The sequence below is a fragment of the Thioalkalivibrio sp. ALE30 genome (assembly GCF_000377465.1).
Lineage (GTDB): Bacteria > Pseudomonadota > Gammaproteobacteria > Ectothiorhodospirales > Ectothiorhodospiraceae > Thioalkalivibrio.
The window spans coordinates 216391-228637 of sequence record NZ_KB898170.1; the positions used below are offsets into that span (position 1 = coordinate 216391).

The following is a 12247-nucleotide window of genomic DNA, read 5'->3' on the forward strand; positions in this document are numbered from 1 at the left end:
CGGCTTTTTGCCGTCCGGTGCAGTGCCTTGTTATGCCATTTTCGGTATTCATGCCGCTCTCACAGGTACTTTTTCATCACCGCCTCTTTACGGGCGGGGGCGGTATCGATGACGGCCTGGGCGTCGGCGATCTGTTTTTCAAGGGCCTCGACCTTGATGACGAATTTCTTCTGCTCGGCCAGGGAAGGCACCGGCACCTTGATGTTTTTCATCTTGGTAGGCTTGATATTATTGGTGCCTCCTGACTTTACAGCCAGACTCACCATTCCTTTACGGAACGTTGGTGAGTTCATAATACAGGTCAGATAGTACGGCAATACCGTGGATGAGTCAGGAACAATTCTTACCAGATATGAGGCGTAACAGTAATCCCCTTCGAGATCGAACAGTCCGACCTTGCCAATGTGTTCGAGGCTTCCATTGGAACGAATAAAAAGCAGGTCGCCCTTGTTCAGTCGATACTTGGCGAATTCCTCGGCGCTGATGTCGGCGCACTTCATCGCGCCGTTATCCACCATCCGCCCCTGGATGATCTCGTTCATGCGGAAGATCTTGTAGCCGATACTGGCCTCGTTCATCTTCTCGTTCAGGCCGTATTGGATATTGGTGCTCAGTTTGGCGATTTCGAGGCGCGAGGCGCTGGAGGTGTAGATGGACTCGACACCGGCGTCAATATTGGCTCTGGCCTTCGAGATTGCCGCTGCTGCTGCGGCAATTTCGCTATCCAAATTCCTGCATTCTTTTGCAATTTGTTTCTGCACCTCCATTGGAGGCAAAGGCATTGGCAATTCGTACGCTTCGTTCCGGTTCAGGCCTGGCACACCTACACCACCATGCAAATGCCCTAAGTCCAATCCCTTCAAAATATGAAACAGAAAATATCCATCTATGTCATTTTCCGAAGTCTTTACATAGAAAGTTGTATCGATCGGAAAACAATTCTCAGGTTCCCATACAACTTCACCAGCAGAGCCTTTTCTGCCGATTATTATCGCAGGCCCCTTTACAAGATACTCCGTATGGAATCCCACCCTGCCATTTGAGCCCATGACTGGATACGGCCCGGCAACTCGCTTCTTCTCGGGTAAGGGCTTGCCATATTCGAAGCTGCAAACACTTCCAACCTTCACTTGCGGCCACTTGCTTTCTATGTGAACAGATCTTTTAACCACCAACGACAGCTGCTTTTCAAAAACGACCCGTGAAAAATCCAACATATCCACCAATCGCGCCGGGTTGGTTACCTCGCTCAATTCAGTCGGAATCACTCCAAGCGTCCCGTCGAAATTGGCGGCAATATGGCTGTTGAGCTTGGCAGAGTTGCCGCGAGTAAAACGCATCGGGTTGGCATGGTCCGGGCCGTCGTACAAGGTGGTGATGTGCTTGCCGTTGGCGTCCTCGATGAGCTTGATGCCTTCATCCCCCTTGGCGCTGGACCACTCGTAACCGAGGAACTGCTTGATCTGCTTCGTCCCGGAGGGGCTGCGGATGATCAGCACCGGGATGGCCTGATCCGAGGCAAGGCAGAAGTGATAGAGCTTGTCGCGCTCGATGGACTGGACATAGCCCAGGTAGCGTTTGGCGATTTCCGCTGCCTGTTCGGCCTTGGTCAGGGCCTTGAATTTCTTCTGCTTGCGCAGGTTGACCAGCTCTGTGCTCTTGTCGAACTTGTCGTGGTAGGGCTGAAAATGCTCCTGCTGCTTCCAGCTTCCCTCCGCCTCGCCCCGCAACAGGCTCTGGTAGTCGGCCAGAGGTACATTGATATGAGCGCAATACTGCTCTATCAGGTGGCCGTCCTTGTAGATCACCTGCTTGCGCGGGCTTGCGGCGCAGCCCTTGAACCACTCCTCCAGCCGTTCGCGGTAATGCTCGGCGGTGTCGGGCTGGGTCGGCTTGCGGCGCAGGAACAGGGTGACGGTGTTGGTGCCTGTTTTTCCAAATGTACCGCTGCCGAATTCAGCGATGGCGACGATATCGAAATACTGCAAGAGGATTTCGCGGGCGCGGATGTAGGTGGAGCCGCCGTTGGAGAGGATCGACGAGGGCAGGATGATGGCGGCCACGCCGCCGCTTTTCAGTAACTGCTTGGCCCGCTCGATAAAGAAGGTTTCGATGCTGTTGGCCGTCTCGGCGTCGTTGATGGTGTCGGTGAGCGTATAGGCCTTGCGCTCTTCCTCGGGCAGGGTTTCGAGAAAGCCGCGCACGCTGTAGGGCGGATTGGCGACCAGCAGGTCGAAATGGCCATCGCGGATGTCGGGAAAGGCCTCGTGGCTGTTCACCAGACCGTCGCCGTAGCAGACTTGAATACCCTGCTGGCCGTACATGAAGGCGGAGACCTTGGCGACCTTGGAGAGCCGGTATTCCTTTTCGATGCCGACCATCGACTTGTGGTACTCGGCCGGATTGGCCTGGGGCTTGTGCTGTTCGAGCAGGGGCTGAAGCTGCAAGGCCAGCTCGGTAAGGAAGTGGCCCGCGCCGCAGGCGTAGTCGATGGCCATGGGCGGCGTGGGGGTATCGCGCACCAGGCTCTCCAGCGGTAGGCTCATCAAGATGAAACGGCAGATCGGCATGGGGGTGAAGAATTGCCCCTCGCTCTGCTTGACGCCCTGGTCGAGGAAGCCCTCGAACATGTCACCTAAGAATTGGTTGTGGCCGTTGGGGTTGGTCAGCCGGATGTCCTGCCACATTTGCAGGAGCTTCAGCAGCACGTCGGCGTTCTGGTAAAAGAGCCGTTCGTTGTGGACGTCGATAAAGGAAAAGTCGTTGTTGGTAAAAAACTTCTGCTGGATAAAAAGATTCCACACCGCCCGTTGGGTGGCATCCGGATTCTGGCGGATGAAACGCAGGGCGTTGTTGACGTCGTTCTGGTTGATGTAGGTGATGTCCTCGCCGAGGAACTTGTCCATGCCCGACTGGTAGAGCTGCTGCAGGCGGTCCATCAGATCGAAATGGCTGTCGTAGGCCACGCCTTTCCAGTAAAACTTGAGGTCGTCGGGGTTTTCGATCTCGTCCACCAGTTTGCAGAGAAACAGATTCACCAACTTGTCGAAGGCGTTTTCCCGGCCGGACACGTTGTGCTGGCGCAGGATGGTGGCGAATTCATGGTACTTCTTCTGCTGGTCCGAGGCGGAAATGGCGTGGAGGTCGGCCAAGGAATACTTGTCCTTACCGATCTGGTAGGGCTGGATGTTGTCCTCGAAGATCCCTTTGGTAGTGAAATCGAGCTTGTAGGTGTCGCGCCAAACCGCGAAGCGCTCCTTGACGTCGGTAACGGTGCGGAAGGTCTTGAAGTGCGGATTGGCGACCAGGTACTGATCATTGTCACGGTGGGCGATGATGTGGCTCTGGTAGTTCAGCTCGGCGTTTTCAAAATCCGAGGCATAGAGACAAAGAAACTGGGTTTCGCTGATCTGCTGGGCGTAACTGAATAGCTGGTCGCCGTCTTGCAGAGTCTTGTTCCAGGCCTTTTTGAATTCAGACCCGGCGGTCTTGCACTCGATGATCAGCAGCGGCTTGCCGAAATTGTCTTTGACGAGAATATCGGCGCGGCCACCGCTGGCCCCGCGCCCCAGTTTCCATTTCGGTTCCAGCTCGATGTGTTCCGGTTTGTAGCCCTTTTTCAGCAGGCGGTGGACGCACTCAAAGACGACAAAGTTTTCATTCGCCGAAAAGTTGCAGGTCTGGCGTTCGTTGACGACCAGCCCGTCAGACTCCGGATAATGGATGGTCTGCTTGCTGACATCGACGCTTAAAGCGGTTGCGCCGAGAGCCTTGCTGTAAATGGATTTATTCTTGGCAAAGCCGAGCGACGCCAGCAGCGCGATGAAATTGTCCTGATTTATCATTCAGTCTAGTAATCCAAAGTTGTTTTATCATTCATAGGGCATAACAGTAGATTAGACAGAATCTGTCATATTGGTGATATACAGATTCTGCATATCATCCTAGCGTTCTCCTCTCGGTGGCACACCACCACAGGTAAACCACGCTTTTATCATGGTAGTGTGCGTCGCGTCGAGTGGCAGGCCATCCGCCCCAGTCGGACGAAGTATCTTTGGAGCTTAGTCAAAGTCTTACATCGGCCCGGCGATCCAACATAGGCGGGATGTCGGCCCGGCGATCCAACATAGGCGGGATGCAGGGGCCGACGTTGAAGGCTTGGGGGGGTGGACGGATTCGGAGCGAGCAGTGGAAAGCGGCGGCTCGGGCGTGACAGAGCGCGGTGCTATACAGAATCGGTATATCACCGTTATCGCAGTGTGGTGTGACGACCGGACACACCTCGCGTGGCCCGAGAAACGAGCTTCCGGCGGGAGCTGTGGCGGCGTTCCCTGGTACGATCCGGCCAGGGGGAACCGGGAGCCGGTGTTGGAAACGCTCATGGAAGCGAATGATGCGGTGGTGGTCTGCGGCGTTCTGGAGGATGCGCAGGGGCGGGTCTTTTTGGCGCGTCGCGGGGCCGATCAGGCTTTGGCGGGGTATTGGGAATTTCCCGGTGGCAAGGCGGAGCCGGGCGAGAGCCTGGAGGCCGCGTTGTGCCGCGAATTTCGCGAGGAGCTGGCGCTGGAGCTTCGAGTCGGGGAAGAGATCGGTCGTTCGCCGATTCCGGGTAACGGAAGCCTTGAGCTGGTTGCGCTGCGTGCGTGGACGGATGACGAGAGCCCGGTGCTGGCGGTGCACGATCGCTGGTGCTGGGTGTCGCCGGCGGAGGCGCGCGGGCTCGAGCTGGCGCCTGCGGACATCCCGTTGCTCGAAGCCTTTATTGCCGGACGTTCCGCATGAGCCGGGATAGCGCCGCCAAGTCCCGGTCCGGGGCCGAATGGGTCGGCCTGCATGAACGGCTGGATACGCCGCGGGTACGGCAGGCGCTGGAAGCCCTGGGGCTGGCGGACCACGCCCGCTGGAGCCAGGGGCTGGAGGGTGACGATCTGGCGATGACCCTGGCGGCCGAACTGGCCCAGCGGCTGGCGGAGCGGGCCGGGGAGCTGCGCGAGAAGGGGCATGAGGATTGGACCCGGGCCGTGCAGATCCTGGCGGATGCGCTGGCGGCGGCCGGGCATCCGCTGTCGGGCATTGAGGAGGACCTGCCCCACCCGCCGTTTCGGCAGTTGTTGGAGGTGCGCTCTCCGACCGCCGATCAGGTGGGGCAGCAGGAGACGCCACGGCCGGATGTTCCGCTGGCCCTGTCTAGCCTGCTGACCGGCTCCGATCGTACTCCCAGCCTGGTCACGCAGATCGAGAAGGAGCTGGCCAGTGCGGAGCGGGCCGACTGGCTGGTGTCCTTCATCAAGTGGAGTGGGATTCGCGCCCTGCGCGAGACGCTGAAGCGCTTTACCGAAACCCCGACGGCCGATGGCTCGCCCAGGCTTCGGATTGCGACGACCTCGTACCTCGGGGCTACCGATCTCAAGGCGATCGAGTTTCTGCTGGGCCTGCCGAACACCGAGATTCGGGTCTCGTACGACACCCACCGCACGCGCCTGCATGCCAAGGCTTACCTGTTCCATCGCGACACGGGGTTTGGCAGTGCCTACATCGGTTCGGCGAATGTCTCGCGGGTAGCGATGGATGAGGGGCTGGAGTGGACGGCCAAGGTCAGTGAATACGAGCTGCCGCATATGTGGCGCCAGATCCAGACCTCGTTCGAGGCGCACTGGGCAGACCCGGCGGAGTTCGAACCGCTCACCACGGACGACCTACCCCGCCTGCAACAGGCACTGGAGTCGGAATCCAGCTCGGGGCCTGGGGCGCAGAAAGACGCCACCGCGTTCTTCGACCTGCGGCCGTATGCCTTTCAGCAGGAGATCCTGGAGGACATCCAGCGCGAACGCCGTTCGGGGATCGACCGCCATCTAGTGATCGCGGCCACCGGGACCGGCAAGACCATGATCGCCGCCTTCGACTATCGGCGCTTTGCGCGCGAGCAGGCGGACAAGGGGCGCCCGTCGCTGCTGTTCATCGCCCACCGCGAGGAGATCCTGCGCCAGGCGATGGCGAGCTTCCGGCAAGTGCTGCAAGACCACGAGTTTGGCGATGTGCTGGTGGGCGGGGCCCGTCCGAGTCAGGACCGCCACCTGTTCTGTACGGTGCAGAGCTGGAATGCACGGGACCTCGATCGCCTAGACCCGGCGCATTTCGACTACGTGGTACTGGATGAGGCGCACCACAGTAGCGCCGGGAGCTACCAGCGCATCCTGGACCATGTGCGGCCCAAGTGCCTGCTGGGCCTGACGGCGACCCCGGAGCGCACGGATGCCGAGGATATCCGCAAGCACTTCGGCCAGCGCTACACCCACGAGATCCGCCTGCCGGATGCGATCGAGCGGCGCCTACTGGTGCCGTTCCATTACTTCGGCGTGGCCGACCATGAGTCCGTGGATCTGAGGCGGGTGAGTTGGCGGCGCGGGGGGTATGACGCCGAAGAACTGGAAGGGGTGTTCACCGGCAACCGGGCGCGCGCCGATTGGGTTCGGCAGCAGGCCCATGAGCACGCCACGGACCCCGGCTCGGTCCGAGGCCTGGGTTTTTGCATCAGTCGCGCCCATGCCCGATTCATGGCCGAACATTTCTCGGCCAAGCAGGTGCCCAGCGCGGTGCTGACTGGCGAGAGCTCGGATCACGAGCGGAAGTCGGTACAGCGCGACCTGCGCGAGGGGCGCATCCGCTTCATCTTTACGGTGGACCTCTACAACGAGGGCGTGGACCTGCCGGAGGTGGACACCGTTTTGCTGCTGCGCCCGACCGAGAGCCTGACGGTCTACCTGCAGCAGATGGGCCGCGGCCTGCGCTTGCACGAAGGCAAGCCGCACCTGACCGTGCTGGATTTCGTCGCGCCACAGGATCGGCGTTTTCGTTATGCCGCTCGGTTCCGGGCCCTGAGCGCGCGGCCGGAGAAGCGGGTGGATCACCAGATCCAGGAAGGCTTCCCTTGGTTACCCAGCGGCTGCCTGATCCACCTCGACCGCTTGGCCACCCAGCACGTCCTCGACAACATCCGTGCGCAGATCAACCGCCAGCGACCGCAGCTCGTCCGCGAGCTGAAGGACTGTTTCCGGGAGGACATCGACTCCGCCAGCCTGCCCAAGATGCTGGACTGCCTGCATATGGATGAAGCGGAAGACCTGCTGCGCAAGGACCTGCCCTCCCGGCTGCGCGCGGACTGCGGAGGCGAGTCGACCGAAGCACTGGGACCCTATGCCAGCGGCCTCAAACGCGGGCTGCTGCGCTTGGCGCGGTGTGACGATCACCAGTTGCTGGAAACCCTGCAGACCCATCTGGCGCAGCCGGCCGCGAACGTGGAGCAGCTTGCCGAAGAAGATCGGCTCCGGCTGGCCCTCGTCCACAGCACCCTATGGGGCAAGACGCGGCCGGGGGGCGGGGACCTATCCGCCGTGGACGCCTTCGTCCGCGAACAGCGCCCCCTTTACCGGGATCTCCAGGAAGTCGCCGCCTGGAGACACGAGCGTATCGTCCCCGCCAGCGGCATCACCTTCCCGGAGCAGACGGGGCCACTGGAACTGCACGCGTCCTACACCCGCGAGCAGATCCTGCTGGCGCTGGGACTTGGCAGCCTGGAGAAGCCGATCACCCAGCAGGAGGGTGTGCGGCACGTACCGGAGCGGCGGGTGGATGCGTTGTTCGTCACCCTGGAGAAATCCGAGCAGGAGTTCTCCCCCACCACCATGTACGAGGACTACGCCCTCAACGAGCGTCGGTTCCACTGGCAGTCACAGTCCGGCACCTCCCCCACCTCGGAAACCGGGCAGCGCTACATCCACCACGAGGCACGTGGCTACACCCCCATGCTGTTCATTCGGCGGGCTAAGCGTGATGCGACGGGCCTCAGCGAGCCTTTCACCTTCTGCGGCCCGGTGCGTTACCAGCACCACGAGGGCAGCAAGCCGATGAGCATCGTCTGGGAGCTGGATTACGAACTGCCCGCGCGGCTCCTGCACCTCGCCCGCCGCACGGTCCTGTAACGCGGCTGGGGAAACGCGGATCAGGCGGTCTGTAGCGCGGTCTTCTGTTCCCAGGCGAGGGCGTGGCGGACGATCTGGTCGAGGTCGTCGTATTGCGGCTCCCAGGCGAGGGTCTGGCGGATGCGGCGGGCGTCGGCCATCAGGGCGGGCGGGTCGCCTTCGCGGCGCGGGCCGAGGGTGACGGGGAAGTCCACGCCGCTGGCGCGTTTCACCGCGTCGATGACCTCGAGCACGCTGTAGGCGTGGCCGTAGCCGCAGTTGAGCACCTGAGAGTCGCCGCCGCCGTCGAGGTGTTCCAGGGCGCGGACGTGGGCGGCGGCCAGGTCTTCCACGTGGATGTAGTCGCGTTCGCAGGTGCCGTCGCGGGTGTCGTAGTCGGTGCCGAATACGGTGATGCCGTCGCGCTGGCCGGTGGCGGCCTGGCAGGCGACCTTGATCAGGTGGGTGGCGTCGGGCGTGGCCTGCCCCAGGTGGCCGTCGGGGGCGGCGCCGGCCACGTTGAAGTAACGCAGGCTGACGTAGCGCAGGTCCGAGGCGGCGCCCAGGTCCATCAGCATGCGCTCGGACATCATCTTGGAGGCGCCGTAGGGGTTGATCGGCTGCAGCGGTGCGTCCTCCGCAACCGAGACGGTGTCGGGGATGCCGTAGACCGCGGCGGTGGAGGAGAACACGAAATCGCGCACGCCGGTGTCGGCACAGGCCTGCAGCAGATTGAGGGTGTTGCGGGTGTTGTTGCTGTAATACTTGAGCGGGTCGGCAACCGACTCGGGCACGACGATATGCGCGGCGAAGTGGAGCACGCCGTCGAACCCGCGTTCTAGGGTGTCGCGCAGGCCTTCGGTATCGGCCAGGTCGCCGACCACCAGCTCGGCATCCCCCACGGCCCAGGCGTGGCCGGTACTGAGGTTGTCGTACACGGTGACCGTGTGCCCCGCCCTGCGCAGGTGCTGCAGGACATGGCTGCCGATGTAGCCGGCCCCGCCCGTTACCAGCAGTTTCATCCATCGCCCCCGGTCGCTGTGGGTTGGGGCTGGCGGGGCGCGTCAGGGGTCGGGTGGTGCCGGGTGACGGCCGTATTGCCAGCGATACCACAGAATACCGAGGTACTCGTGCATGGCGAGCCAGCTCGTGCGCATGGCGTTAGCCTGGGGTTTGAAGGCGCCTAACGACAGCCGCGTGTCATGCGCGACGAACGCCCCGGTTGGCGCCGGGATGGGCTCCAGCCCGGCGCGTTCGAACGCGGCCGTGGCGCGCGGCAGGTGGTGGGCATGGGTGACCAGCAGCACGCGTTGCAGGCCGTGTTCCTGCAGCAGCGCGGCCGAGTGGCGGGCATTGCCCTGCGTGTCGCGCGCCTGAGGTTCCTGCCACACCGGCGATACCCCGAACTCCTCCAGCACCTCGGCCATCCAGCGGGCCTCCGGTTCCCGATCGTCCGGGCCGCCGCCGGTGGCGACCACCGGCAGGCCGGTGCGCCGGTGCAGGGCCGCGGCATAGCGCAGGCGCACCAGGGCCAGGTCGTTCACCGTCTCGCCGGAGAACTCGACGGCACCGCTGCGGTAGCCGGCGCCGAGCACGACGATCGCCTCGGCGCGTTCCAGCGCCGCCGCGTCGGGGGGTGACCACGGCGCCTGCAACGGGGCCATCAGGGCGTGGCTGACGGGCGGGAGGCTGAAGGCGTAGGTCAGCAGGAGCCCGGTGATCAGCAGCGCCTTGCCCGCGAGGGTGCGCATCAGCAGAAGGCCCGCCAGGGCCAGCAGCAGCGGCCCGCTGGGCGGGAGCAGCAGCCAGTCGGCCAGAAAACGCAGCGACAGAAAATCCACGGGGCACCCTTGTTGGCGGTAGCAGGACGGCCCGGCGGCGCCGTAACGCGAACGTTAGTCAGGAGCCGGCGGGAATGAAGGCCTTACGTGGACTCTGTTCACAACCGGGGCCTAACATCAAGTTGCTTGTGGAATCCGGTATTCCCGGTAAGCGTAGCCAGGTATCGCGGCCTTCGGGGTGCGGTGCGGGCCCGGTTCCCGGTCGGGTGAAGCCTCCAAACAACCGCCAGAAATGTCCAAGGGGGAGTCGCGATGTCCCTGATCCATGCTTCAAAGGTCGGGCCGAAGTTCGGGTTCGCCTTCCTGCTGCCGGCCCTGATCCTGGGCGGCTGCGCCACGACCGATTTTCCGGATGCCCCGACCTCCATCGAGCGCACGGTGATCGAGCAGTACATCATCGGTCCCGGGGACTCCCTGCAGGTGTCTGTGCGCGGCAACCCGGATCTCTCCACCAACGTGTCTGTGCGCCCGGACGGGCAGATCACCACCCCGCTGGTCGAGGATGTCCAGGCCAGCGGCCAGACGCCCACCGAACTGGCGCGGGCGATGGAAGAGGAGCTCTCCCGGTTCCTGCGCGATCCGATCGTCACGGTGATGGTGACCGGCTTCGCCGGGCCCTACAGCCGCCAGATCCGGGTGATCGGGCAGGCCGCCGAGCCGCAGGCGCTGCAGTACCGCGAGGAGATGAGCGTGATGGATGTGATGATCGCGGTGGGCGGTATCACCGACTTCGCGGCCGGCAATCGCGCGGTGATCGTGCGCAACGAGGACGGCGAGCGCAAGCAGTACCGGGTGCGCCTGGACGACCTGGTGAACGGCGGCGACATCTCGGCCAACGTGGACATGCTGCCCGGCGACACGCTGATCATTCCGGAACGACGCTTCTGACGAGCCCGGGGCGCGACGCGCGGCTTCCGGGCGCGCGGCGCTGAGGCGCCGCCGGGGAACCGTCGCCGCCACGCTGCGGGATCGGGGACGGTAGACATGGACCCCCTGACAAGGACGCACAACCCCGCTGCGCAAGCGCCTCGGCGAGAGGGCTAGTTGTGCGCATCTTCGGTCACTACATACGCCGCCGCGTGCTGATGCTCGCGGCCGCCGAACTGCTGGTGGCGTATCTGTGCCTGTACCTGGTGCTGACCTTGCCACCCTTTCAGCCGGAGGCCCTCAGCCTGCTGGACCCGGAGCTGGTGGCGGCGACGCTGGTCGTCCTGCTGGTGCTCACCCTGGCGGGCCTGTACGAGTCGGACTATCTGGCCACCCGCAGCACGCTGCGCTCCCTGTTGCGCCTGGTGCCGGCGCTGCTGTTCGTGGGCGGGCTGCTGCTCCTGTATGGGGCCCTGGTGCCGGCGGCGCTCTTTTCGCCAACGGCGGTCGGCGGCGGCGTGCTGCTGTTGCTGACCGGGCTGGTTGCCGAGCGCACCCTCTGGTGCAATTTCTCCGACGCCGACGCCTTCAAGCGCCGCATCCTGGTGCTGGGTACCGGCAGCCGGGCCCGCGCGATCGAGACGGTCCACGCGGACAAGGCCCCGGACGACCTGCCGTTCCGGGTGCTGGGCTACATCGCCACCGAGGGCGAGAAGGACTGCGCGCAGGATCCGGCGCGCCAGTTACAGCTGGGCTGCGATGCGAGTCTGCTGGAGATGGCGCGCGAGTTTCGGGCCCACGAGATCGTGGTCGCCATCCGCGACCGACGGGGCAACCTGCCCGTCCGGCAGCTGCTCGAGTGCAAGCTGAACGGGGTGGCTGTCACCGATGTGTCCAGTTTCTTCGAGCGTGAACAGCAGCGGGTGCAACTGGACTCGCTGAACGCCAGCTGGCTGATCTTCGGCGAGGGGTTCCGCCAGCACTGGTCCCGCAACGCCATCAAGCGGACCTTCGACGTGCTGGCCAGTTCGACGCTGCTGCTGGCCACCCTGCCGGTGATGCTGGTCACCGCCCTGGCCATCAAGCTGGAAAGCCGCGGCCCGGTGTTCTACTGGCAGACGCGCGTGGGGCTGGGGAATGTGCCATTCGAGGTCTGCAAGTTCCGCAGCATGCGCGAAGACGCCGAAGTCGATGGCGTGGCGCGCTGGGCGGTGCGCGACGACGACCGCGTGACCCGCGTGGGGCGCATCATCCGCAAGCTGCGTATCGACGAGCTGCCGCAGGTGATCAACGTGTTCCAGGGCAGCATGTCGTTCGTCGGGCCGCGCCCGGAGCGGCCCGTGTTCGTCGAGCAACTGACCGAGCAGATCCCCTATTTCCCGGCGCGCCACTCGATCCGCCCCGGCATTACCGGCTGGGCGCAGGTGCGCTACCCCTACGGGGCCTCGGTCGAGGACGCGCGGCAGAAGCTGCAGTACGACCTGTACTACGTGAAGAATCACACCCTGTTCCTGGATGTCCTGATCCTGATCGAGACGGTCAAGGTCGTCCTGTTCGGCCGCGGCGCGCGCTGATCCCGTA

Annotated in this window: 7 protein-coding genes; 4 read left to right on the top strand and 3 right to left on the bottom strand. The window is 63.4% G+C overall.

The features are described from left to right. Nucleotides 1–59 precede the first annotated feature (59 nt). Nucleotides 60–3845: a restriction endonuclease subunit S gene (locus D107_RS0106020; protein WP_018880987.1), complete on the bottom strand. Its 3786-nt coding sequence runs from the start codon at nucleotides 3843–3845 to the stop codon at nucleotides 60–62. A 520-nt stretch (nucleotides 3846–4365) separates the two neighbouring features. On the opposite strand from D107_RS0106020, the gene D107_RS0106025 reads away from it, so the two are divergent. Next, nucleotides 4366–4782 (top strand): (deoxy)nucleoside triphosphate pyrophosphohydrolase, encoded by a 417-nt coding sequence (locus tag D107_RS0106025; RefSeq protein WP_081619362.1) that lies wholly within the window; start codon nucleotides 4366–4368, stop codon nucleotides 4780–4782. Continuing rightward, on the top strand, nucleotides 4779–7979 hold the full coding sequence (locus D107_RS0106030) for a DUF3427 domain-containing protein (protein ID WP_018880989.1): 3201 nt from the start codon (nucleotides 4779–4781) through the stop codon (nucleotides 7977–7979). The genes D107_RS0106025 and D107_RS0106030 overlap by 4 nt, the downstream gene beginning before the upstream one ends. A gap of 20 nt (nucleotides 7980–7999) precedes the next feature. Here the strand turns inward: D107_RS0106030 and galE are convergent, their stop codons facing one another. After that, a complete protein-coding gene (galE, locus tag D107_RS0106035) occupies nucleotides 8000–8980 on the bottom strand; it encodes a UDP-glucose 4-epimerase GalE (protein WP_018880990.1) in 981 nt (326 codons plus the stop codon). Between the two features lie 42 nt (nucleotides 8981–9022). Further along, nucleotides 9023–9799, bottom strand: a complete 777-nt coding sequence (locus tag D107_RS0106040) for a YdcF family protein (RefSeq protein WP_018880991.1) — start codon at nucleotides 9797–9799, stop codon at nucleotides 9023–9025. 252 nt (nucleotides 9800–10051) lie between these two features. On the opposite strand from D107_RS0106040, the gene D107_RS0106045 reads away from it, so the two are divergent. Beyond that, the gene (locus D107_RS0106045) at nucleotides 10052–10687 is read left to right on the top strand and encodes an XrtA/PEP-CTERM system exopolysaccharide export protein (RefSeq protein ID WP_018880992.1); all 636 of its coding nucleotides are present in this window, start codon (nucleotides 10052–10054) and stop codon (nucleotides 10685–10687) included. Nucleotides 10688–10845: 158 nt separating this feature from the next. After that, nucleotides 10846–12240, top strand: a complete 1395-nt coding sequence (locus D107_RS0106050) for a TIGR03013 family XrtA/PEP-CTERM system glycosyltransferase (protein WP_018876714.1) — start codon at nucleotides 10846–10848, stop codon at nucleotides 12238–12240. Nucleotides 12241–12247: the final 7 nt, after the last annotated feature.

Excerpts from the sequence above, each read along its gene's own strand:
- D107_RS0106020 (WP_018880987.1), bottom strand. The coding sequence starts at position 3,845 with ATGATAAATCAGGACAATTTCATCGCGCTGCTGGCGTCGCTCGGCTTT.
- D107_RS0106030 (WP_018880989.1), top strand. The coding sequence starts at position 4,779 with ATGAGCCGGGATAGCGCCGCCAAGTCCCGGTCCGGGGCCGAATGGGTC.
- galE (WP_018880990.1), bottom strand. The coding sequence starts at position 8,980 with ATGAAACTGCTGGTAACGGGCGGGGCCGGCTACATCGGCAGCCATGTC.
- D107_RS0106045 (WP_018880992.1), top strand. The coding sequence starts at position 10,052 with ATGTCCCTGATCCATGCTTCAAAGGTCGGGCCGAAGTTCGGGTTCGCC.